Source organism: Mesorhizobium sp. WSM4840, assembly GCF_055811755.1.
In genome coordinates this window covers 36,555-60,524 of the sequence record NZ_JBVVQD010000028.1, presented here as the reverse complement: position 1 = coordinate 60,524, position 23,970 = coordinate 36,555, and the positions used below count along the sequence as shown (strand labels likewise).

General features: G+C 61.7%; 18 protein-coding genes. 9 read left to right on the top strand and 9 right to left on the bottom strand.

Annotated elements, in window-relative coordinates:
* Nucleotides 1-36: 36 nt before the first annotated feature.
* The gene (locus AC0L3I_RS28585) at nt 37-666 is read right to left on the bottom strand and encodes a DUF1638 domain-containing protein (RefSeq protein ID WP_473486596.1); all 630 of its coding nucleotides are present in this window, start codon (nt 664-666) and stop codon (nt 37-39) included.
* A gap of 64 nt (nt 667-730) precedes the next feature.
* Between AC0L3I_RS28585 and AC0L3I_RS28580 the strand changes: the two genes are divergently transcribed.
* Entirely contained in the window at nt 731-871 is a 141-nt protein-coding gene (locus tag AC0L3I_RS28580; RefSeq protein WP_473486595.1) for an EncA/B family entericidin, read from the top strand.
* A 280-nt stretch (nt 872-1,151) separates the two neighbouring features.
* Nucleotides 1,152-1,367: a hypothetical protein gene (locus AC0L3I_RS28575; protein ID WP_473486594.1), complete on the top strand. Its 216-nt coding sequence runs from the start codon at nt 1,152-1,154 to the stop codon at nt 1,365-1,367.
* A gap of 1,140 nt (nt 1,368-2,507) precedes the next feature.
* Here the strand turns inward: AC0L3I_RS28575 and AC0L3I_RS28570 are convergent.
* Together AC0L3I_RS28570 and AC0L3I_RS28565 are read right to left on the bottom strand one after the other, a co-directional pair.
* Nucleotides 2,508-2,702, bottom strand: a complete 195-nt coding sequence (locus AC0L3I_RS28570; protein WP_473529099.1) for a hypothetical protein — start codon at nt 2,700-2,702, stop codon at nt 2,508-2,510.
* Nucleotides 2,703-4,044: 1,342 nt separating this feature from the next.
* Nucleotides 4,045-4,743 (bottom strand): corrinoid protein, encoded by a 699-nt coding sequence (locus AC0L3I_RS28565; protein ID WP_095494578.1) that lies wholly within the window; start codon nt 4,741-4,743, stop codon nt 4,045-4,047.
* Nucleotides 4,744-5,013: 270 nt separating this feature from the next.
* On the opposite strand from AC0L3I_RS28565, the gene AC0L3I_RS28560 reads away from it, so the two are divergent.
* The 4 genes from AC0L3I_RS28560 (at nt 5,014) to AC0L3I_RS28545 (ending at nt 10,207) form a co-directional block, all read left to right on the top strand.
* Nucleotides 5,014-6,588: a trimethylamine methyltransferase family protein gene (locus AC0L3I_RS28560; protein WP_473486592.1), complete on the top strand. Its 1,575-nt coding sequence runs from the start codon at nt 5,014-5,016 to the stop codon at nt 6,586-6,588.
* A gap of 89 nt (nt 6,589-6,677) precedes the next feature.
* Entirely contained in the window at nt 6,678-7,367 is a 690-nt protein-coding gene (locus AC0L3I_RS28555) for a hypothetical protein (protein ID WP_473486591.1), read from the top strand.
* 162 nt (nt 7,368-7,529) lie between these two features.
* On the top strand, nt 7,530-8,090 hold the full coding sequence (locus AC0L3I_RS28550; protein WP_473486632.1) for an RNA polymerase sigma factor: 561 nt from the start codon (nt 7,530-7,532) through the stop codon (nt 8,088-8,090).
* A gap of 2 nt (nt 8,091-8,092) precedes the next feature.
* Nucleotides 8,093-10,207 carry a vWA domain-containing protein gene (locus tag AC0L3I_RS28545; RefSeq protein ID WP_473529098.1) on the top strand — a complete coding sequence of 705 codons (2,115 nt, stop codon included), beginning with the start codon at nt 8,093-8,095 and terminating at the stop codon, nt 10,205-10,207.
* 112 nt (nt 10,208-10,319) lie between these two features.
* Here AC0L3I_RS28545 and bmt read toward each other — a convergent pair whose 3' ends face one another.
* Together bmt and AC0L3I_RS28535 are read right to left on the bottom strand one after the other, a co-directional pair.
* Nucleotides 10,320-11,336 (bottom strand): betaine--homocysteine S-methyltransferase, encoded by a 1,017-nt coding sequence (gene bmt / locus AC0L3I_RS28540; protein ID WP_473486589.1) that lies wholly within the window; start codon nt 11,334-11,336, stop codon nt 10,320-10,322.
* 89 nt (nt 11,337-11,425) lie between these two features.
* Complete coding sequence (locus AC0L3I_RS28535) at nt 11,426-12,268, bottom strand: helix-turn-helix domain-containing protein (protein WP_473486588.1); 843 nt, start codon at nt 12,266-12,268, stop codon at nt 11,426-11,428.
* Nucleotides 12,269-12,506: 238 nt separating this feature from the next.
* Here AC0L3I_RS28535 and AC0L3I_RS28530 point away from each other — a divergent pair, with 238 nt between their 5' ends.
* Nucleotides 12,507-13,508, top strand: coding sequence for a fatty acid desaturase (locus AC0L3I_RS28530; RefSeq protein WP_473486587.1), 1,002 nt, complete (start codon nt 12,507-12,509; stop codon nt 13,506-13,508).
* A 41-nt stretch (nt 13,509-13,549) separates the two neighbouring features.
* Nucleotides 13,550-14,392: a phosphate/phosphite/phosphonate ABC transporter substrate-binding protein gene (locus AC0L3I_RS28525; RefSeq protein ID WP_473529097.1), complete on the top strand. Its 843-nt coding sequence runs from the start codon at nt 13,550-13,552 to the stop codon at nt 14,390-14,392.
* Between the two features lie 6 nt (nt 14,393-14,398).
* Here AC0L3I_RS28525 and AC0L3I_RS28520 read toward each other — a convergent pair whose 3' ends face one another.
* The 4 genes from AC0L3I_RS28520 to AC0L3I_RS28505 all read right to left on the bottom strand — a co-directional run bounded on the left by AC0L3I_RS28520 (nt 14,399) and on the right by AC0L3I_RS28505 (nt 21,858).
* Nucleotides 14,399-15,718 (bottom strand): M24 family metallopeptidase, encoded by a 1,320-nt coding sequence (locus tag AC0L3I_RS28520; protein WP_473529114.1) that lies wholly within the window; start codon nt 15,716-15,718, stop codon nt 14,399-14,401.
* A 25-nt stretch (nt 15,719-15,743) separates the two neighbouring features.
* Nucleotides 15,744-17,438 carry an ArnT family glycosyltransferase gene (locus AC0L3I_RS28515; RefSeq protein ID WP_473529096.1) on the bottom strand — a complete coding sequence of 565 codons (1,695 nt, stop codon included), beginning with the start codon at nt 17,436-17,438 and terminating at the stop codon, nt 15,744-15,746.
* Nucleotides 17,439-17,528: 90 nt separating this feature from the next.
* The gene (locus AC0L3I_RS28510; protein WP_473529095.1) at nt 17,529-20,102 is read right to left on the bottom strand and encodes a GcvT family protein; all 2,574 of its coding nucleotides are present in this window, start codon (nt 20,100-20,102) and stop codon (nt 17,529-17,531) included.
* Nucleotides 20,103-20,280: 178 nt separating this feature from the next.
* Complete coding sequence (locus AC0L3I_RS28505; protein WP_123150742.1) at nt 20,281-21,858, bottom strand: trimethylamine methyltransferase family protein; 1,578 nt, start codon at nt 21,856-21,858, stop codon at nt 20,281-20,283.
* Nucleotides 21,859-22,083: 225 nt separating this feature from the next.
* Between AC0L3I_RS28505 and AC0L3I_RS28500 the strand changes: the two genes are divergently transcribed.
* Nucleotides 22,084-23,952 (top strand): phospholipase D-like domain-containing protein, encoded by a 1,869-nt coding sequence (locus AC0L3I_RS28500; RefSeq protein WP_473529094.1) that lies wholly within the window; start codon nt 22,084-22,086, stop codon nt 23,950-23,952.
* The last annotated feature ends 18 nt before the right edge of the window (nt 23,953-23,970 follow it).

Sequence of the window (23,970 nt, the reverse complement as noted above, 5' to 3'; positions counted from 1 at the left end):
CGCGGCGCTGGCCAGCTCCGTCGTCAGATCGAACGGTCAGCTGTGTGCCGCGGCGCTGGCCAGCTCCGTCGTCAGATCGCCATAGCCGGTCGAGCGGCGCTCATAGGCGAGGCCGAGCATTTTCGCCGCCTTCTCGGCGACCTTGTCGAGTTCCGGGTCGTCGGTCTGGGCGATATAGATCAGCTTCTCGTAATTGCCGAAATAGTCCTTGATCAGCTCGGGATGCCTGTCGAGGCCGAGCGGCTTCATGAAGAAGGCGTCGAACTGCCGGCACAGGAAATCGGTCATGTAGAACGACATCATGTCGTCGTCGGCGACCTTCGCATAGGCGTCCATGCCCTGGTAGAAGGCAAAGCAGTGCGGACCGGCCATGCGCTCGACGCCATGCTTCTCGCAGACGCGGTCAAGCAGGCCGCCGGTGCCGCAATCGGCATAGCCGACGAAGATGTTTCTATAGCCGTCCGCCTTGGCCTTCTCGATTGCCTTGTCCATGGCCGGCGCGATGCGGTCCGGGTAGAAATGGAACTCCGCCGGCAGGCAGGTCAGCTCGAGATGGTCGAGGCCCAGCTGCTCCTTGACGGCCAGAACTTCGCGCGCAATCATCCCGCAGGCGATGACAAGCAGCCTGTCGCCTTGATCGGGTTGTAGCTTTCGCGCAATGCTCATAGAACCAGTCTAACCGATTTTCGTTGCTGTCCCACGAATCTATCTGTTGAGGGAGATACCATTCATGAAACCGCTACGCATTGCACCGATCGCAATTCTCGCTTGCGCCCTGGCACTTTCGGCCTGTGCCAACACCATCCGTGGCGTCGGCAGGGACGTCAAATCGACAGCCAACGCGGTTGAGGACACGGTCGAGAACCCCTGATCCGCAGTCTCGCCAACGCGCATTGCTCTCAAGATAGCTCAAGCGATGCGCATTAAGTCCTTGTAACATCTGGGAACAAGAAAGTCGTGCTGCAAGGCGCGGATCGGTTTTTGGTCCATGCCGAATTCGCCCAGATGAGGCCGAAGCGCGGACGTCGTGTCCGCCTATTGCAATTATTTTCGTTGGGGCGGGCACGAAAAGTTGACTTTTCGAGCGGGGGATATGCCGTTAATCTTTTCTGGTACCCTCAACAACGAAGCTAGAAGCTAGGAGCCATAGGATGAAGACCGCTCTCTTAGTTGTCGCCGCTCTGGGCCTTTCGGTGTCCGGCGCCGCAGCGGAATGTGTTGGCCACACTAAAACGACGGCTTCCGTAGATCAGCAAACCAAAGCTGCAAGCGTAGATCAGCAAACCACAGTCGCAAGCGTCGCAAATACGCCGACAACTGCCGACACGCCGATCCTGAAAAAGGAAGAGGCAAAAGAGTCAGAATAGGCGCTTCAACCCGCCCGAACGCTCCGAGCGAGGCTTGCCGCGCTCAACTTCCCGTCCAAAGTTTCACCGGTATGTTCGCTGCGGGGCGCTGTTGCTTGTTGATGTCAAGACATGCCAGCGTCACGCGCCGCCTCGGCCTGGTATAGCATAAGTACGGGCTGTCGTACTTATGCTTCGGTCTCCTCCTTGGTCTGCCATCCCCCAGCCGCGCGGGCGAAATATCTAAATATCCTGGCATTCCAACGGATATTTATTGTAACGCCGTGACGAGCAAGCAGCAACAGGATAGTATCGGCTCGAAGGAGGGGCTGGTGCTATGGGAATACTTCGACCGCGACAAAAGCCCACGAAGGCTTACCCAAACAGCGACCGCTTTGAAGAGGATGGTCGCCGCATTTACAGTGCCTATGAAGGAACTAAAAGGCGCCACCCTACAGCTTCAGTGCAGCGCGCTCGTTTTGTCGCGATCATTGCCGTTACATCTGCCATCGCGGTGGTGCTGGCGCGGTGGCTATGGCACCTAGGGTGGTGGCAATGAACGTTTGCAGTGCGCCTAGGGAGATCCGCCTTTGAGGGCGATCAGGCCGATCAGGATTGCGCTTGCCGCAGCAATCGACGCCCACCAAGTTGCATTGCGCGAAGGTCGCCAGTGTTGGCGGTGTCTAGCGCGCTTTCGCCACTGGCCAGACCGATTATCGTAGCGCGATTTTTCCACGCCTCCCATTCCCAAAGTCAACAACGCGTTTGTTGCCGATTGGAGTCCAGACGCGCGCCCAAGGGTCGGCTTTAGGCGGCGCGCGCCAACGGCTATTCCCAAGGCGATCGGCCCGCGCATGGCGGGAGTGCAGGTTTTAACCTCACCGATCGAAACCGACTTCATCACAATGAACGTCGACAATCTCAAAGAGTCAGGGCATGACCGGCGCATCGGAATTCTGCTGGATCGAATAGATGTGTTGGCTGGGAAATAGCACAGTTAGGCGCTCCGCGAAGGTAATCGCTGAGGCTGAGCGCGCCGAACGCGCCGCAAAGACGGCAAGATTGAAATCCCTTCGCATGGCAACTCAGAGTGACTTGAATGTTTCGTTTCCGGAGGAGCTCGATTGCTCGCTCCTCGTCGCGGCACTGATTCAAGGCGAATCATCGGGCCAGCCTTTCAATCGTCTCAATGATGGATTTGGCAAGGGCTTCGCCTTCATGGGCAGGCTCGGATCCGAATAGCAACAAAACTGCTTCCTCGCTCGGAGGCAAGCCGGGCCGGCAGGTCTGTTCAATAGCCATGCGAACCAGTTTGAGGGCGACCCAGGCGCTGCGGATGTTCTGTTGGACTTCCATGCTAGCCCAACATGTCACGCAGCGGCTTCCTGCGCTCCTGCGGCCGGTATTTCTCCATCCGCCTGACCTTATCCAAACCCACCGTAACCAGCGATCCAAGGTCGATCGTCACCTTGCCGGCCTCCTCGTCTATGCGCGTAATCTCGCCAGAAAGCTCAATATGCTGGCCGCGCTTGACCTTTGTAGAATCGCGGATGGAGTGCGGGAATCCGTAGGAGGGGATGGAGACGCTTACGCGGTCCCTCGCTTACCGCCTTCGCACAGTGGCTGTGATCGCCACCACGTCAAGAGGTTGCTGATAGACGAGACAACGCGCTTCGCTCTAGCGGGAACGGCCCAGCGGCTTGGTTGCGAGGGGGACTGGCAGCTGGAGGCCGCTGGGCCTTGGCCAGCTAGCTTAAGAGGAGGCGCTGTGCTGGCTGACCAAAAACTTACGCTCAAGGCAACGGAATAGCATCATTCGAACGAACACTGTTCGTCAGCATGTTCCTGATGCTGGACATCCGAAGGGCAAGCCAGGCCAGCGGACTATGAGGAGCCGCATTTTGCCCCCATGTCGAGCGGCTGGCGGAACCTATTGTTCGGTCGGCAGCGGCTCATGGTCGGGGAGATGATGATGCAGCACCTCGGCAAGGTTCCGCTTGTCGAACGTTTGGGCCAAACGGGGCGTTTGAAAGACGGCCCGACAGCCAATCGGGGGGCGACAAGCTGGCCGCCGGGCCTAACCAGCGGGCAATTGGGTCCGTTCGCCGGTTGGGCCGAACTATAGGTCATTCCATGCAACATTTCTAATTTAGTAAAATGGTCATGATCCGTTCCCTTAGTCATCAAACCGGATGAGCCTAGAGTCAATTTGGTGCCTAACAGGAGGAAGAGTGACCGGCATCACGCCTCCGTTTTGCGGTGCTGATCAAGCGGAACATTAGGAGTTTCTAACAGTTGTCTGGGAGCGGTGGGCCTATCCCCCGCTTGGCCCCCGCTGCAGATCGGGCCGCAGCCCGATCGGCCCGCGCTCAGAGGAGGAGCGCGGGCTTCTCCTTGTCAGTGCGATGCAGATAAGGGGTGGCCGGCGCCGCTTTGGGGGGCGTTGGGGTAGAGTGCCTTGTAGGGCGCCGGCCGGGCGGCGTTGGGGTCCGCCGCACGAATAAGCTAACATAGGTTGGGACCGTAGGTATGGCGTGATCGCGGAAGTACCGTGCTTCCCAATAGCTAGCCAGCCAGCGCCATGCCGATGGCAATGCCTATGCCGATCGAGAATCCAGTGGCGAGCTTGCCGCCGAGGTCAATGGGGCGCGCGGCCGACGGCACCGGGCCAGTCCCTGCGGGGAATTGGTTAAAAAGCTCAGGCCGAAGCGCGGACGTTGTGCTTGCGCTTCATGAAGTCCTTGGCGGTCTCGACCGCCACGGCAGCGTCGCGGCAATAGGCGTCGGCACCGACTGCCTTGCCGAACTCCTCGTTGAGCGGCGCGCCGCCGACCAGCACGACATAGTCGTCGCGGATGCCCTTTTCCTTCATCGTATCGATGACGACCTTCATGTAGGGCATGGTCGTCGTCAGCAGCGCCGACATGCCGATGATGTCGGGCTGGTGCTGCTCGATGGCGTCGAGATATTTTTCCACCGCATTGTTGATGCCGAGGTCGATGACGTCGAAGCCGGCGCCCTCCATCATCATGCCGACAAGGTTCTTGCCGATGTCGTGGATGTCGCCCTTGACGGTGCCGATCACCATCTTGCCCTGCTTTGGCGCGCCGGTGGCGACGAGCAGCGGACGCAGGATGAACATGCCCGCCTTCATCGCGTTGGCCGACAACAGCACTTCCGGCACGAACAGGATGCCGTCGCGAAAATCCTCGCCGACGATGCGCATGCCTTCGACCAGCGCCTCGGTCAGCACCTTGTAAGGCGCCCAGCCGCGCTCGAGAAGGATGTTGGTGCCTTCCTCGATCTCTTCCTTCAGCCCGTCATAAAGATCGTCGTGCATCTGCTGCACGAGCTCGTCGTCGGAAAGCTCGGAAAGGATGATCTCGTCGTCGGCCATTTTTAATCCAGCTCCTTGCCGCACGGATACAGTTGCGGGGCCTCAAATATCACGTCAATACCTAACCCGCTACAGGCTTGCGTCCATAGCTGATTTGCGACTTCCCGCAAAAGGAAAGCGACTGCAAATCTATTGGAATTCTTGTCGATTTTGCGACAGGCGTTGGCGCTGGCGGGCCGTTTCGAATAGGGTGCATGACTACGATCCGGCCAGAAGCCGCGATATGCGGCCGTAACAATTGCGCCAGAACAAAGTCAGGGAAGAACGATCATGAGTGAGAACACGGCGGTCGACCAGGAAGCGTCAAACGCGCGGCGCGGACGCGCCGCCAGCGGTGGCGCCGCTGCCCGGCGGGCGGCGCGCTCGGGTGGCGGCCCCGGCACCCAGCTCACCTACATCAAGCGCAAGATCAACGTCTATGAGGTGCTGGACGAGGAAGGGCTGGCGCTGATCGAGAAGAACACCGACACGGTGCTCGAGGAGATCGGCATCATCTTTCGCGACGACGCCGAGGCGCTGCAACTCTGGAAAGAAGCCGGTGCCGACGTCAAGGGCGAGCGCGTGCATTTCCCGAAGGGGCTCTGCCGCTCACTTTTGAAAACCGCGCCGTCCGTCTATACCCAGCATGCCCGCAATGCAGAACGTTCGGTGCAGATCGGCGGCAACGCCACGGTCTTCGCGCCGGTCTACGGCCCGCCCTTCGTGCGCGACCTCGATGGCGTCAGGCGCTATGCGACGATCGAGGATTTCCAGAATTTCGTGAAGCTCGCCTATATGGCGCCGTCGATCCACCATTCGGGCGGCACGGTGTGCGAGCCGGTCGACGTGCCGGTCAACAAGCGCCATCTCGACATGATCTACAGCCACATCAAATATTCGAATAAGCCGTTTATGGGCTCGGTCACCGCGCCGGAGCGCGCCGAAGACACGGTTGCGATGGCCAAGATCGTGTTCGGCGACGATTTCGTCGAGAACAATACGGTGCTGACCAGCCTGATCAACGCCAACTCGCCGATGGTGTTCGACGAGACCATGCTGGGCGCGCTGAAAGTCTATTCGCGCCACAACCAGGCCTGTATCGTCACGCCGTTCATTCTCGCCGGCGCAATGAGCCCGGTGACGGTCGCCGGCACGCTGACCCAGGTTCTGGCCGAAGTGCTGGCCGGCGCGTCGTTCACGCAGCTGATCCGGCCGGGCGCGCCGGTGCTGTTCGGCACCTTCGCCTCGTCGATTTCGATGCAGTCGGGCGCGCCGACCTTCGGCACGCCGGAGCCGTCGCTCGTCTCCTATGGTGCGGCGCAACTCGCCCGCCGGCTTGGCCTGCCGTTCCGCACCGGCGGCTCGCTGTGTGCTTCGAAGATACCGGACGCGCAGGCGGCTTATGAGAGCGCCAACACACTGAACTCGACGATCCTTGCCGGCACCAACTTCGTGCTGCACTCGGCCGGCTGGCTCGAGGGCGGGCTCGCCTCCTGCTACGAAAAATTCATGATGGACATCGACCAGCTCGGCATGACGCAGAAGTTCTCCGAAGGCGTCGACCTGTCGGAAAACGGCCAGGCGATGGACGCCATCCGCCAGGTCGGTCCGGGCAGCCACTATCTCGGCTGTGACCACACCCAGGCCAATTTCCAGACCGCCTTCTACCGTTCCAATATCGCCGACAACAATTCCTACGAGCAGTGGCTGGCCGAGGGCGAAAAAACCGCGCCGCAGCGCGCCAACGAACTCGCCCGCCGCTGGCTGGAAAGCTACGAGGCGCCGCATCTCGATCAGGGTATTGACGACGGGCTGAAGGAGTTCATCGCCAGGAAGAAGGCGTCGATGGCCGACGCCTTCACCTGAAAGGAGCCCGAGTCAGGCGGGGCTAAAGTCGCCAACATCATCCACAAGGAAGTCTGGCGGAGCGCCTTCTCCGAGCCGGACAGGAAGGGATGATCCTCGAGCGCAGCCTGATCGAAAATATGGCGGCAGCGCTTTCCGCCTCCGGCCTCATGCTTCGCGGCGGCTTCAATTTTGCAGGCGGTGAGGAAACACCCTCCGGTCTCTCCGGCGCTGTCGCCAAATCCGTCCTGCTGGTCGGGCAGGCGGGCGCCGCGCCATGGCCGCATTTCCTGCGCTGGCGGGAGAGTCAATTGCAGACCGTTGCCAATCCGCTCGACACCTGGTCGCGCGAAGTCATCGGCGCGGTGGCGAAGACATTCGGGGCGCGGGCGGTTTCGCCCTCCGACAGGCCGTATCTGCCGTTCCAGCAATGGGCGATGCGGGCGGAGGGCTTGCGGCCGTCGCCGCTCGGCATCCTCATGCATCCGCAATACGGGCTCTGGCACGCCTATCGCGGCGCGCTGCTGTTCGAGGACGAAATAGCGCTTCCAGAACCCCGCGACGTGATTCACCTTTGCGATGGATGTCTCGACAAACCTTGCCTGAAATCTTGTCCGGTCGGTGCCTATTCTGCAGATGGTTTCGCGCATGGAACATGTCTGGCGCATGTGCGTGGGCAAAACGGCGCGCCTTGCCGGACCGGCGGCTGTCTCGACCGCAACGCCTGTCCCTACGGCGCGGCCTATCGCTATCCACCACAGGTTCAAGCCTTCCACATGACCGCGTTCGCGAGCCTGTAGCGTCGCCGAATGCCGCACGGATTTGCAGGGGTTGCCCCATTGCGACTTGCCCTGTTGGCCTGCGTGGATATCGCGCGACCGTGGTCGTCGTCTGACGGCTGACAAAAAAATTCTTTCCATTGCCCAAGGAATCGCCGCTAGCCTTCGTCCAACAGGCAAATGATGGCGCTGATGCTGGATGAAAGCGAAGCCTCCGACGCCGAGCTGATCGGTCGGGCGAAGGGCGGAGACAGGGGGGCTTTCGGCAAATTGCTCGAAAGGCACTATGACTTCGTCTATCGCGCCGCGTATCGCTGGTGCGGGAAAAAGGCCGACGCCGAGGATATCGCCCAGGAAGTCTGCGTTCGGCTCGGCCGGGCGATCCGCGACTATCATGGCAGCGGCGCCTTCACCACCTGGCTCTACACCATGACGCTGAATGCGGCACGCGACATGATGCGAAAAACCGTCCGCGAGACGATCAAGACCGAAGCCTACGGGGCTTATGAGCTGATCTCGGGAGAGGCCCCGGCCGAGCCCGAAGATCCAGCCGAGGCGCTTTGGGCGGCGGTGCGGATGCTGCCGGACAAGCAGCGCGACGCGGTGCTGCTCGTCTATGGCGAAGGGCTGAGCCACGCACTCGCTTCCGAGGCGATGGGCATCTCGGAGTCGACGGTTTCCTGGCACATCCATGAAGCGAAGAAACGGCTGAAGACGCTCATGCTTTCAGCCGGGGAAGTGTGATCATGGTTGACGACAACGAACTCAACAGGCTGCGCGACATCGCAGCACCGGCACCGGGCACCGACGCGAAGGCGCGTGCCTTCGAGGCCGCCATGCGGGCTTACGACCTGGACGAAAAAACGTCACCTGCCGCCCAAGGATCGGCGAAAGGGCTTCGTCTCACAGAGCGAGCACAAAAGCTCTGGAGCGAAATCATGCAAAAGAAACTCCTCGCCACCCCGGCCATTGCCGGGCTCATCGTCCTGCCGATCGCCGGATACGTCACCATCTATATGCTGCAGGAGCAGCCGTTCCATTCCGGTGGGGACGAGAAGATCAGTGAAACGCTGGCCGATAAACCAGTGGCTAAAGGCCCGGCAACGGTGAGGCCGCTCACCGTAGCCGAGGCCGACAAGCGGAAGAAAGCCGATGCCGACGTCGAAAGCCGCGACGCAGCCGAGGCGCTTGCGCCGGCATCGCCGCCGAAGCCCGAATCGAACGCGATGGGTGGCCTGGTGCAGCAGGATATGGTGGCTCGCAATGCGCCCGAGCCCTCGCCTCGCGAGGCGCTGGCTGGCGGTTCAAGTACCGCGGCTCCTGCAGCCGATGGCGCCGCGCGGGTTGGCCGTGTGACCGGTACTGTGGCCCAATCCAAGTTGATGGCTCAGCCTTCGACCGCCCCGGCCGACCAGATGCTGCCGCAGGAGCAAAACCGCGACCGCGTCGAGGATTTCAAGAGCAATCCGGTGCGTGCCGCGCTCGAAGACCCGGTGTCGACCTTTTCGATCGACGTCGACACTGCCTCCTATTCCTTCGTGCGGCGTTCGCTCAGGGATGGTGTTGTGCCGCAGGCCGACACGGTCCGCGTCGAGGAGATGATCAACTACTTCCCCTATGACTGGAAAGGTCCGGACGTTGCCTCGACGCCGTTCAACTCGACCGTCAGCGTCATGCCGACGCCGTGGAACGAGCACACCAGGCTGATGCATGTCGCCATCAAAGGTTTCGACGCGAAGCCGGCCGAGCAGCCCAAGGCCAATCTGGTCTTCCTGATCGACGTGTCGGGCTCGATGAACGAGCAGGATAAGTTGCCGCTCTTGCAGTCCGCCTTCCGGCTTCTGGTCAACAAATTGAAGCCCGACGACACGGTTTCGATCGTCACCTATGCGGGCGATGCCGGCACTGTCCTGGAGCCGACGAAGGTTTCGGAGAAGGACAAGATTCTCAATGCCATCGACACGTTGGCGCCCGGCGGCAGCACTGCCGGCGAGGCGGGTATCAAGGAAGCCTACAGGCTGGCGCAGAAATCCTTTGTCAACGACGGGATCAATCGCGTGATGCTGGCCACGGACGGCGACTTCAATGTCGGCCAGACCGACGACGACGATCTGAAGCGATTGATCGAAAAGGAGCGTAGGACCGGCGTGTTCCTGTCGGTGTTCGGTTTCGGTCGCGGCAATCTGAACGATCAGATGATGCAGACCATCGCCCAGAACGGCAACGGCACCGCCGCCTATATCGACACTTTGGCCGAGGCGGAGAAGGTGCTGGTCGAGGATGCGTCTTCGACGTTGTTCACCATCGCCAAGGACGTGAAGATCCAGGTCGAGTTCAACCCGCAAAAAGTCTCGGAATACCGGCTGATCGGCTACGAGACCCGCGCCTTGAACCGCGAGGATTTCAACAACGACCGCGTCGATGCCGGCGAGATCGGCTCCGGCCATTCGGTCACTGCGATCTACGAGATCACGCCGAAAGGCAACGGCGGCGAGCAAATCGATCCGCTGCGCTACGGCCAGGCTGCAGTGAACAATGGCGGCGTCGCCAATGCCGACGAATATGCGTTCGTGAAGATCCGCTACAAGTTGCCGAATGAGGGTGCCTCGAAGCTGATCACCACGCCGGTCACATCGGCCAATGAAGTGGCTGATTTCGACCAGGCCAGCACCGACCAGCGTTTCTCCGTTGCCGTCGCGGCCTTCGGCCAGAAGCTGCGCGACGAGGATGCGACCGCGAAGTTCGGCTACGACAAGATCCTGGAGATTGCCACTGCCGCCCGGGGAGCCGACCCGTTTGGGTACCGGTCCGAGTTCCTCTCGCTGGTGCGCCTTGCCTCGGCGCTCGGCGGTAACCGGTAATGGTGATGACGGCCGGTTTCCTCAGATGGAATCGTCCTGATACGGGAAACCGACACACGGGCGGGTGAGACAGGCCGGCAAGGAAAACCTTGCCGGCCTTTTTCAACATTTGTCAGGCGCGGCTACGCCGGCGCTCGCGGCGGGCTTCGCTGGTCTCGACGGTGTTGACTGTGGCTTGCTTGTTGCGCATCGGGCCGATGCGCTCGACGATTTTCTCAACGGTCGGGCGATCCGACCTGGTGTGCGCGTCGAGTGCCTTGCGCATGGCGGCGAGGTGGGCGAACGAGGTGCCGCAGCAACCGCCGACGATTTTGGCGCCGGCATCGACGGCCAGCCTGACATAGTCGGCCATCAGTTCGGGCGTGCCGGAATAATGGATTTCTGCGCCGCGAAATTCCGGAATGCCACAATTGCCCTTGACGATCACCGTCGCCTCCGGCTTCGCCTCGGTCATGTCGAGCAGCGAAGCGAGGATGTCGGAGGCGCCGACGCCGCAATTGGCGCCGACACCGAGCGGCGCCTGCGGCAGCCCATCGGCGACGCCATGGATGTCCTTCGGCAACAGCCCCATCATGGTGCGGCCGGCGGTGTCGAAGGAGCCGGTATAGGTATAGGGCAGGCCGACGCGGATCGCGGCTTCGGCTGCGGCGCGGATCTCGTCCGGCGCCGACATAGTCTCGATCCAGGCGACTTCGGCGCCGCCGGCCTTCAGGCCCTCGATCTGTTCGGCAAAGGCCTCGACCGCCTCGTCATAGGTCATCGCGCCGAGCGGCACCAGCAACTCGCCGGTCGGGCCGACCGAGCCCGCCACGATGACCTTGCGGCCTGCTTTATCGGCGACAGCGCGGGCGATCTCGGCGGCGCGCTTGTTCAGCGCATGCACGCGGTCCTGCGCATGGTGCAGCTTCAGCCGGTGGCGGGTGCCGCCGAAGGAGTTGGTGAGAATGATGTCGGCGCCGGCATCGACGAAGTTCTGGTGCAGACTGGTGATGGTGTCGGGAGCCGTCTCGTTCAGCAACTCTGGAGCCTCGCCAGCCTCGAGCCCCATGGCGAACAGATTGGTACCGGTGGCGCCATCGGCAAGCAGAACGCCCTTTTCGGCAAGCAGCGCGTCAATTGGATTGGTCATTGGAAATACGCCTTCCGGGAATTCTTTGTCGAGATAAGGATATAAAGAAATCTTTATATGGCGTCAATGTCGGCGTGGTAAACAAGCCGTTAAAATCGCATTTCCGCCAGCCTTTGCGTGAAGCTGGCCGCCTCATGTGCGTTGATGTCGGCGGCGCGGATCAGATTGTCGAAATGGCTGGTCAGCGTGCGGACCGGCTGGGTCGCGTTCAGCACCAGATACATGTCGCCGACATAGATGGCGGCGCGATAAGGCCCAAAGATAGTGTAGGGGATCGAGTAGCGCATCCGGCCGTCATAGAGAAACAGGCGGAAGGTGGGATAAAGGTCGTCGAGCAGCGTCGCCATGTGAAGAAGCTGCTGGTGGCGGTCGGCCTCAGGGAAACGGTCCCAGACGCCCAGTCCGCGCGCAAAGATCTCCAGCGTGTGGCGCGGCATGCAGACTTCCATGTCGGTTTCCGGCCGCCGGTTGTAGTCGATGCGGTACTGCGTCTCACCGGCCTGCGCCTCGCGGCTCTTGTTGGCAATACCAGCCTCGTAGTCGACAAGCGCCTCGGTGCGCAGAAGATCGGGAATGCCGGCGGGCACGTAACGGATCTTCGTGCCCGCAGCCTCGGCATGCCATTTGGCCAGCAGCGTGCGGTCGAAGCCGTCGGGCGCTTCCTCGATCTCCAGGCTCTCGCGGATTTCGCCGGTGACGCCTTCGTCCTGGCTGAGGCCGAGCAGCCAGTCGAGCGACACCTTGAATTCGGCGGCGATGTTGAGCAGCGTTTCGGCGCGGGGAAGGCGTGTCGAGGCGCCGGACAGCAGCTGCGAAAGCGCCGAGCGATCGATGCCCACCGCCGTCGCGAAGGCGGACTGGTTCAAGTCGGATCGTGTCAGGAGCATTTTCAGGCGCTCCCGAAAGATCGTCGACAGGTCGCGTTTGTCCATATCGTCATTCCGGCCATTGGGAGGAAAAAATTCCGCCGAGTTCGCCAAAGTGGCACCTCAGGCGTAAATGAATCCGCCAGCTCGTTTACAATAAATAACATATGCGACTTAAAATGCGCAATCGCAACATTTTGTGCGCTTTGTCGCGTTGCAGCATGTCAACGCTCCTGACACAATACTGTCAGGAATCAAAAACGGTTCCGGCGACTGGAAGGGCAGTGGTCGATCCATGACGAGCATGAATAACAGACGACGCAATGCACCGGCCATCGAATGGCCGACCGTGTTTCTCGCGTTCTTCTGTTACGGCACATGGCTCGCAGCCGGCCTGTTCCTGTGGCCGTCCTATCCGTTGCTGGCGCTCGTCGTTCTGGCCTTGATGGCTGCGCTGCAATCCTCGCTGGCGCACGAAGTCCTGCACGGCCATCCGACCCGCAATGCGCAGCTCAACGAAGCTATCGTCTTCCTGCCGATCGGCCTCGTCTGGCCGTTCCGCCGGTTCAAGACCATTCATCTGCGCCACCATGCCGACGAACGGTTGACCGATCCGCTTGACGATCCTGAAAGCTACTACAAGGCGCTGTGGCACCATGACGAATTGCCGCCGGCGATGAAGTTCCTGCTGAAAATCAACAACACCATGATCGGCCGCCTTATTCTCGGCCCGTGGCTGTCGTGCACCGGCTTCTTCATCGACGATGCCAAGCAGATGCTTGCCGGCGACAAGGTGATCCGCAAGGCATGGCTGCTGCACGCCATCGGCCTCGCCGTGGTGCTGCCGGTCGTGCAGTTCGGCTTCGGCATCCCGCTGTGGCTCTACGTGCTAGTGCCGGTGTGGCTCGGCCAGTCGCTGATCTCGATCCGTACCTTCGCCGAGCATCAATGGTCGGAGCATCCGGAAGGCCGAACGGTGATTGTCGAGCGTTCGCCGCTGTCGTTGCTGTTCCTCAACAACAATCTGCATTTCGTGCATCACAAGAGCCCGACGGTGGCTTGGTACCGGCTGCCGAAGTTGTTTCGCGAGCGCCGTGACGAGTGGCTACGAATGAACAATGGCTACGCCTATCCAAACTATTTCGCGCTGCTCAAGGCTTATGCGTTCAAGGCGAAGGAGCCGATCGTCCACCCGGTGCTGCGGCGCACGCCGGAACCGGGCCGGGCGTTCAAGCCGCGCGTCAGGGCGCGCAGCCTCAATGGGCTTGGCAGTGCGCCGGTGCCCGCCGAGCCGCCGAAAGAATGAATTTTGCGGCATCGCCGGCGGCGATGCCCAGGTGCGCGTCAATGGTCTCGTCAGTTTCTCAGCGTAGCGACCAAAATCCCGGCACGAGCGATTTCGTTGCCGCCTTGCCGATGTATGACTGGCCCGAAATGCGGAGCGAGGTCGATGCCCAATGGGCACGGCTGCGTGATGCCTTCCGGCAAAGAGGCATCGACGCGCCGCAGACCATCGCTCGCGTCAATGCCGATCTGTGGCCTGTAGACGGCGGCATCCGTGACGCCGCCGGAAAGGTGATCGCGCCCGATCCGGCGACGCTGCCGCCGGACGAGCTGGATTTTCACGGGCTTTGGCTGCATCCGGCGCTGCTGTTCGCACAGACCTGCTGGGGGCCGATGGAACTCGGCCTGTCGGAGCATGTCCAGGTGGTCGGCCAGCCGAGCTACGACGCATACGAGGGCGGGCAGGGCGAACTCTATTCGAGCGCCATCGTGATGCGCGCGGACGGCTCGCCGTCTGTTCGAGCACCTGATGACGGCAGCCCTCTTGTTTCTCTCGACCTGCTGCGCAACATGCGCTTCACCTTCAACCACTCCGATTCGATGTCGGGCTTCGTCGGGCTGACGCGTGACCTGGAGGCGCTGGGCGAAAGCCTGAACATCTTCTCTGAGCGCAGCGAAAGCGGTGGCCACCGCGCCTCGATCGTCGCCATTGCCGAGGGCAAGGCCGATGTCGCGGCCATCGACTGCCAGAGCTGGGCGCTGGCGCGGCGCTTCGAGCCTGCGGCACAGAAGGTAGCGGCCGTTGGCTGGACAAGGCGGCGCAAGGGCCTGCCGTTCATCACTGCCAGAGCGACACCGGAAAAGATCGTGGTGGCGCTGCGTGAGGCAGTCGCGGCGATCGCATAAAAACAGTCAGCCGCCGAGCAGCCGCTCGTCGAGCGGATAGGTCGAAAGCTGCTCGTTGCCGGTTTCGGTGATCAGGATCTGCTCCTCGATCTTGACGCCCTCGCGTCCGCCAAGCCGGCCGATATAGCTTTCGACGCAAAGCACCATGCCTGACACGAGCACGCCGTCGGGCGTGTCTTCAGTCCAGTCGATCGCATGCGGCAGCGTCGGGTATTCGTCGGCCAGGCCGACGCCGTGATAGAGCACGCCGTAGCGCGCCGGGAAGCAATCTCCGGGCGGCACCGCCGAGCGTTCGACAAGGTCGCGGAAGGATATGCCCGGCTGCATCAGGCGGATGTTGTGGGCGATCTGGTCGGCGGCGATGCGAAACAGGTCGCGTTGCTCGTTGGACGGCTCGGTGTCGCCGCAGAGCCAGGTGCGCGACAGGTCGGCGCAGAAACCGTAGGGGCCGATCAGGTCGGTATCGAAAGCGACGAGATCGCCGGCTTCGATCGTTCGCGACGAGCATTCCTGGAACCAGGGATTGGTGCGCGGGCCGGACGTCAGGAGCCGGGTTTCGACCCATTCGCCGCCACGCGCGATGTTGCCGCGGTGGAGTTCGGCCCACAGTTCGTTTTCGGAAATGCCTGGCCTCAATGCTGCTTCCATCTCGCCCATTGCCGCCTGGCAAGCGACGATCGACCGGCGCATGGCCAGGATTTCGTCGGGCGATTTGATCAGACGTGCATTTTCCATCAGCGCTTCGCCATTGCCGATCGAGATGCCGAGGCGGGCGAGCTCTTCGACGCCCTCGGGATTGATGTGATCGACGGCGATGCGGCTGATACCGCCGCCATGCTCCCTCACCAGATCGGCAATGCCGGCCGCCCAGCGGCGGACCTTTTGCTCGGTCAGTTCGCCGCTGTAGAGATACATCCACGACACTGCCGGCCGCACCTCGTCGACCACGCCGGAGTGGTCGGAAAGGTGCTCGCAGGAAAAATAGTCGAACAGCACCACCGGGCCTTCGGTGGCAACGAAACAATGCCTTGTCGGATTGTGCGCGACCCAGAGCTGCATATTGGTCGAGTCGGTCGCGTAGCGGATATTGATCGGATCGTAGAACAGGGCCCCCGCATAGTCGCGGCGCTTCAGCTCGGCGCGGATGCGGTCGAGCCGGTACTGACGCATGGCGGGCAGGTCGGGGGCGGCAATGCCGGCGGCGTGCCACTCGGCTTCCGCCAGTGCGCCGAAGCCCAGCACATGCTGGTTGAGCTCAGCGGCCTTCCGCCGCGACTTCAGGCGCAACGCATCGATGGAGCCTGCTTCGTCCGGCTCGAACGGCATGATCCTGCGGTGACGAGGAGGCCGATCAGTCGGGTTCCTGTCCACCCTCGGCTCCTTTGCTAACGCCTTCCTCGGGCGCTGTGGCTTTTTCCGCAGCCGCTCTCTTCAATCTTATATACGCGCCGGGCCGGGCAGACTTGTCGGTGCTAGGCAATAGGGGAACCATGATTTGCCTTGGTTGGCCGTCCGGCTCATGGCCGGCTTTTTTGAGCTGATCCAGAATGACCGGCCGCGGATCGTCGCGGTCGAGCCAGACGAGTACGGCCGGCTCTTGCACCAGCCTGTCGAAATTCGGCACTTCCTGGTTAAGCGCGACCAATTTTTCGTCGACCAGCCGCAGATTTCCGACCCATGCACCGTCGGATATTGCGGTTTTCACCGGCCCGTCAGCAGTCAGCTGGCGATACAGGGCCGGGTAATCCACCCGGATCATCCGCGAGAGACCACTGGTCCCGTTTATCTGGAAGTACCAAGTGGCGGGCGCGAGCAGAACGGCGATGATCGCTCCGGCCGCGATCACCAGGAGCTGGGCGTCCCTGCCGCGTGGTGAGAGCCGTTCCATGTAGGCGGCCGTCGCCAGTGGCAAGATGACCAGGACCGGCACCAGCCAACGGGCCTTGACCTCCGTCACGCCGGTGGCCACCACAAGTATCGCCAGCATGGCCAAGCCGAGCGCCAAGGTACGCCACAAGAGAACTTCCCTGGCCGGAGCCTTGGGGGGACGCTCAGAGAAACGGAACCCCACCAGCGCGAAAGCCAGCGCGGAAACGAGCGCCGGCAAGACAGCGAAATTGAAGGTCCCCATGATAAACTTGCCGGCGCCGATGGCCGTGGCCGTCATGCGCCCCTGCTGTAGGTCTATTCCGAACTTCTCGCCTCTCGCCAGCAAATCGGCAGGATGCATGAGGCTCCAATATGTGGTTGGCGCCAGCACCAATATCGCGACGGCAACGCTGATTGCGAATTTCGGATCGAGGATCGCGCCGCGCAACTCGCGCAGCGACAACACCGCCGCAACAAGCGCTACCACCAGGAATACGTCGTTGTATTTGGCAAGAATTGCCGCAGCCGTTGCCAAGCCAAACATCGCATAGGCGATCACGCTTCGCCGCTCGATCAGATTAGCCATGGCGAGCAGCAGCAGCGCGCAGAAGGCGACAACGGCGACCGAATGCGACAAGGCGCGCTGTGATTCCCAGGCGATTTGCGGGATTGTGAAAAGTCCGAGCATGGCTGCCGCTGCCGTCGTTTTCGTGTAGCCGAACCGCCGCATGGCGGCGAACACACTACAGGCGGCGAGGAACAGCACGGAGTATTTGACGAGCTTCAGCGTAAAAATATTGGTGCCGAAAATTTGCGCGGCCAGCCAGTTGATCCATGTGTAGAGAGGCGGTTGCGAGCCGCCATATCCAGCCCAAAGATAGGGAAGATAAATCAGCTGCTCCGCGTCATCGACGCCGACGCCAGTTCCTGCCCAAGTGGCCAGAACGGACAATATGACGGTTTGCAAGGCCAAGTAAGCGGCGACCATGACAATCGCCGCCGGGAAGGGGCCGATTCTGCTCTCGGCAAGCCATTCGTCCCATTTCATCGAATACTTCAACGAGTTCTCATCGCCCGTGCCAGTTGCCGCCGCCTCCGCTAGCATGAAGACCATGCCCCGCACAATGTGGCAGCCCTGATCGCTGCCGGAGCGGCGGGCAGGCAAGTCGAATCGCACCGTCGCTCTCTCTTTTGTTCTAGCATCGGATTTCCCAAATCGGTCCCACCCCCGGGTCAAGCGCGAGGGCTGGCCTTTGGGTCCGGTGCTCTAGGTCCGCATCTTCTCGCCGCTCGGGTCGAAGGGCGGCTCGACATTGATGCGGGCTGGCCGCCGGTGTCCGAGGATTTCGATCTCGAACAGTCCGGCGCTCTCGTTCTCGGCCAAGGCGGCCGGCACATAGCCTTGCGCCATCGATTTCCGGACGTAATGCGCATAGCCGCCGGAGGTGATCCAGCCAACCACGCGCCAGTCGCCGTCGACAATGCCGCGCACGGCCGAGGCGCCTTCCGCGGCCATGGAGCCGCGCACTTCCTTGCCTGATATATCGAAGCGCGGCGCGCCATAGCCATGCGGCTTTTCCACCGTGCCAAAATCCTTGCCGCCGACCTTGGCCCAGATTGGCTCGTCGCCCATCACGTCAGCATCCGCGGCATCTACGATGAACGAGACACGGCGCAGTTTCGGCCCTTCTGCCTGTTCCTTGGCCGCCGCTTCGCGTCCGATGAAATCGTTCTTCTCGAGCTTGATAAAGCGATCCATTGCTCCTTCGAACGGCCCGTAGATCGGGCGCAGCTCGCGAAACCAGGTCGGAAAATTCTTTTCCAGGCGCATCGAGAGCAAGGCGCGCATGCCGAAATCGACGAGGCCAAACTCTGCACCGGCATCCTTGATCGCCTTATAGACAAGGCGCTGGTAGGCCGGCGCCATCCAGATCTCGTAGCCGAGATCGCCGGTATAGGTGATGCGATTGACCATGCAGGGCGCGCCGCCGACCGCCATCTCGCGGAAATCCATGAAGCGGAAAGCCTTGGTCGAGACATCCACGTCAACAAGCTTCTGCAGCAGGTCGCGCGATCTCGGCCCAGCGATCGAGAGGCCGACAAGCGTCTGGTCGAAGCGGTGGATGCGGACGCTACCATCCCTCGGCAGGTGCTTCTCGAACCAGCGCATGTGATACTTCTGCGCCGCCGACGAGCTCCAGATCATGAAGCGCTCTTCACCAGCCTTGGCGATGGTGAAGTCGCCGATCAGCCTGCCGAACTCGTTCAGCATCGGGGTCAGCACGATGCGGCCGATCTTCGGCATGCGGTTGGTCATCAGCCGGTTGAGGAAATCCTCCGATCCCGGCCCGGACACTTCGTATTTGGCGAAGTTGGCGATCTCGGTGACGCCGACCTTCTCGCGGGTGGTGCGCACTTCCTCGCCGATCGGCCCGAAATCGTTGGAACGGTGGAACGAAACGATATCCTTCGGCTCCGTGCCTTTCGGCGCGAACCAGAGCGGGGTTTCGAGGCCCCACGAGTCGCCCATTACGGCATTGTTGGCCAGCATCGTGTCGTAGAGCGGCGTCGTCTGCGCCGGTCTGGCGGCCGGCAATTCCTCGTTGGGAAAGCGGATGGAAAAGCGGCGCGAATAGTTTTCGCGCACCTTGGCATTGGTGTAGCGCAGCGTCGCCCATTCGCCGAAGCGGGCGACGTCCATGCCCCAAACGTCGAAGCCGGGATCGCCATGGACCATCCAGTTCGACAATGCCAGCCCGACGCCGCCGCCCTGCGAGAAACCGGCCATGACGGCGCAGGCGCACCAGAAATTGGTCAGGCCCTGCACCGGGCCAACCAGCGGATTGCCGTCGAGCGCGAAGGTGAAGGGACCGTTGATGATCTGCTTGATGCCGGCCTTCTCGATGCCGGGAAAATGCTTGAAGCCGATCTCCAGCGACGGCGCGATGCGGTCGATGTCGGGCTGCAGCAATTCGTGGCCGAAATCCCACGGCGTGTTGACCGGAGACCACGGCTTGCAGGCTTTTTCATAGGTGCCGAGCAGGATGCCGTTGCGTTCCTGGCGGGTGTAGATCTCGCCCTTGAAGTCCATAACGCCGATCATTTCGCGGCCGGTCGACTTGTTGAATTCCTCGACCTCCGGCATCGGCTCGGTCAAAAGGTACATATGCTCCATGGCAAGCAGCGGCAGCTCGACCCCGACCATGCGGCCGATCTCGCGCGCCCACAGGCCGCCGCAGTTGACGACGTGGTCAGCCTTGACCGTGCCTTGCTCGGTAACGACGTTCCAGGTGCCGTCGACCTCCTGCGTCAGCTCTACGACGCGGTTGCGCAGCACGATCTCGGCGCCGAGCTTCCTGGCGGCCTTGGCATAGGCGTGGGTGGTTCCGGAAGGGTCGAGATGGCCTTCGACCGGATCCCACATGGCGCCGACGAAATTCGTCTCGTCCATCAGCGGGAACATCGCCTTGGCCTCGGACGGCGTGATCAGCTCGGTATCCATGCCGAGATAGCGGCCCTTGGCGTGGGCAAGGCGCAAAAAATCCATGCGCTCGGGTGTGTCGGCCATCATCACGCCGCCCGTCAGGTGCAGCGAACACGACTGGCCGGAAAGCTCTTCGATCTCCTTGTAGAGCTGCACCGTATAGGCCTGCAGTTTGGCGACGTTGGGATCGCCGTTGAGCGTATGGAAGCCGCCCGCCGCATGCCAGGACGAGCCGGAGGTGAGCTCCGAACGCTCGATCAGCACGATGTCGGTCCAGCCGGCCTTGGCCAGATGGTAGAGCACCGAGCAGCCGACGACGCCGCCGCCGATGACAACCGCTTTTGCATGAGATTTCATGAAGATAGTTCCGTTTTTGAAGAGATTGAATCGAGTGAGCGGGGCCTGAAAACAAAGCGGAGAAGGGCGCCGGCTGGAATAATCTCACGCCCTTCCTCTACCCCGTCGAACGGAGGAAAGGTGTCGAGCGAAGCTCGACGGAGTGGGGGTCGACTGTTCATCAAACCAATACAGATGGTCAAAAATCGGTCGGCGCGCCGCCTTCGGACCGGCGTTTGTCGACGAAGGCGTTGATCTCCTCGCGGATAGCCGGGTCCATGTAGGGCTCTTCATAAGTAGCCAGCCGCTCCTTCCACACCCGGTTGGCTTTTTCGATAGCCGTCGGCGATCCGGCTTCCGCCCAGGTCTCGAAATTGCGCCAGTCGGAGATGATAGGCGAATAGAAAGCGGTCTTGTAGCGGTCCTGGGTATGCTGGGTGCCGAAGAAGTGGCCGCCCGGACCGACGGACTGGATGGCGTCGAAGCCGAGGGCCTCCTCGGAGAGGTCGAGCGGGGTCAGGAACTCGGCCACCATCTGCAGCAGATCGATGTCCAGGATGGTCTTCTCGTAGGAGCAGCGCAGGCCGCCTTCCAGCCAGCCGGCCGCATGCATCATCAGATTGCCGCCGCCCTGGATGGCGCCCCACAGCGAGAACACGCTTTCATAGGCCGCCTGCGCGTCGACCGTGTTGGCGGCGCAGGTGTTGGAGGTGCGGTAGGGGATGTTGTAGCGGCGGGCGAGCTGGCCGCCGACCAATTGCGCCTTCATGTATTCCGGCGTGCCGAAGGCCGGCGCGCCGGACTTCATGTCGACGTTGGAGGTGAAGCCGCCATAGCCGACGGGCGCGCCCTTGCGCACCATCTGGGCGAAGGCAATGCCGGACAGCGCTTCGGCATTCTGCTGCACCAGCGCGCCGGCGATGGTCACCGGCGCCATGGCGCCCGACAGGGTGAACGGCGTCACGATGACGACCTGGCCCTTGCTCGACATCTGGATGATACCTTCCATCATCGGCACGTCGAGCTTGAGCGGCGAATTGGTGTTGATGATGGTGAACACCGACGGCTCTTCAAGAAGCTGTTCGTCGCTGATGCCGCGCGCGATCCTGGTGATCTCGATGCCGTCGACATTGCGCTCCTTGCCGAGCGAATAGATGTGGAACACCTTGTCGGTGAGCACGCTCAGATCGCGGATGCATTCGAGGTGGCGGACGGACGGATGGATATCGATCGGCTCGACCGGATAACCGCCCGTGCAATTGAGGATGTTGTGCATCTGCGCAAGCTTGAGGAAGTTGCGGTAGTCCTGCTGGTTGCCCGGCCGGCGGCCGCGATCGATGTCGGAACAATTGGGCGCCGACGCCATCATCGAGATGATCAGGTTGTCGCCGCCGAAGCGGACATTGTGCGCCGGATTACGAGCATGGATGGTGAATTCCGACGGGCAGTGGGAAACCAGCTCGAGGATCATGTCGCTGTCGAAGCGCACCCGCTCGCTGCCTTCGCGGACATCCGCGCCATGCGCCTTCATGATGCGCCTTGCCTCGTCGTGCAGCACGTCGACACCGATTTCCCTGAGAACACGCAGCGAGGCGAGATGGATCGATTCCAGCTCGTCGTCGGAGACCAGCTTGGTCGGCGTCAGCGGGATTTTCAGCTGACGGAAAGGCGGCTGCTCGAACGCCGCCGATCCGCCGGCGCGCTTTCCCGCGCGACCGCCGCGACGGGCGCGGTCGTTTGCCAATGCCGGCTCGGCGGGATGAAGGGCGGCGGTCATGATAGTCCTCGTACGCTGCGACAGTGCGGCGGCATAATGGACCGCCGGCCGCCCCGCCATTGCGGAGGCGGCGACCACTAGGACGAGGGAAGCGACATGGACGTTCGCCAGCCGGACGACCAGGCGAAACCAGGTCTGGCCCGAACTGTGAAACGTGTCACGTTGCGATCACGTCATATGAAATAAGTAAATTGAATGAAACCGGTCCTGAGGGAGACTGTCTCCATGTCGGATGTTGTCAGCGTGCGTGCTGCGACCAACAATGAAGTCGCCTTCATTGCCTGGGATATTGACGGAATGATCGACGGCTGTCTCGGCTTCGAAATCGTCCGCATCTATCCCGGCACCGGCGAGGAACGCTGTCTGGCGTCCTGGGTGCCTTTCCGGGGGCAACGCAACAAGGACTGGATTCCGCAGGATACCGGCGTCTGGCCGGTGCAGAAGACATTCTGGCGCGATCTTACGGTGCGGCGGCGCCGTGACAGCCTTGACATCAGGCCGGATGGCGAAATGGTCGCCTACCGGGTGCGTCCGGTCGGCGACATGCGCCCCGGCCTCGATCCGGTGCCGGTGCGCCCCGAGAAAGCCTATACCGGAGCGGCTCGGCCGCTCGGCTATCTCGGACAAGGTGCCGTCAGCCCGACCATCTTCCTGGGATCGATGTTCGGCAAGGCGAGGCTCGCCTTCACCAACGGCGTGCTCTCGACGCAATGGTTGTCGCGCGCCCTGGAAGATGCCGGCATCAAAGTCGGGCAGCGCGATAAGATCAGGGCCGAGCTTCAGCGTCCCGGCAGCAAGATGCGCGCCTATCTTCACGGCGAGGTTCCGGATGTGCTCACCAGCCTGATGAAACGGGCCAAGGCCGAGGGCGGCACTGTCAGGCTTGCCCTCTATGAACTTGGCGATGACGAGTTGTGCGACGCTATCATCGACGCCAAGGATCTCGTTGACGTCATTCTTTCGAATTCGGGCAGGGATGAACAAACGAAGGCGTGGGACGCGGGCAACGCGCCCTTCAGAAAGCGGCTGCGGGACGCCGGCGTCGTGCTGACCGATCGTCTGTTCAACAACAACCATATCGGCCACAACAAGTTTGCCGTCTACCGCGACGCCCAGGGCAACCCGCAAGCGGTGATGACTGGCAGCACCAATTGGACGTCGACGGGCATTTGCGGACAGTCCAACAACGCCTTCATCCGCGACGACCCTGCCATGGCCAAAGTGTTCGATGCCTATTGGGAGCGGATGAAGGCCGACGTGTTCCCGCCGCCGGCGAGCGATAGCGCCGCCGGACGTGTGGCGCAGAAGCAAGGCAAGCCGTTTCGCCTGAAGAATCGCACACCGAACCATGTCAATGGGACCACGATCTGGTTCTCGCCAAACGATCCCGACCGCAGCAAAAAGGACATCTCGGTGCGGCCTGTCGATCTCGAAGACGTTTTCGCACGGATCAAGGCGGCGAAGGAGGCGGTGCTCTTTCTCGTGTTCAATCCTTCGCGGCTTGGCAACAATTCGGTCGTCGATCAGGCGGTCGCGGCGGCGACGGCGAATCCAAAACTGATCGTGCAAGGCGCAATCAGCGATCACACCGCCATGCCCAACTATGTTGCCCCGACCAGGGATCCAGTCACCAACAGATCGAACAAGGACGGCAAATCGCCATTTGTCTTTCCGGAGAAGGTCTGGGAGGCGCCGAACGTCTCCATCGTCAGGGCGGCCAACCTGACGGGGACCTCCGTTGCGCGGGATTTCCAGGCGGAAGTGCTGACCGTCGGCCATGCGATCGTGCACGACAAGATCGTCATCATCGATCCGATGGCCGACAACGCGACCGTCATCGCCGGCAGCCACAACCTTGGCTACAAGGCGTCCTATGAAAACGACGAGAACATGGTGATTGTAGAAGGCGACAAGACGTTCGCTGCGGCCTTTGCGGTGCATATGCTCGACGTGTTCGACCACTACAAGTTCCGCGCCTGGCGCAGAACGATTGGAGAAGGACCGTCGGACAATGATGGGCTCTCCATCGACGACAAGTGGCTGAAGCCTTACGCGGAGGGCAGGAAGGGGGCGATTGCCCGGTATTTTCCGTAGTGGTCTGAATGGCGCCGG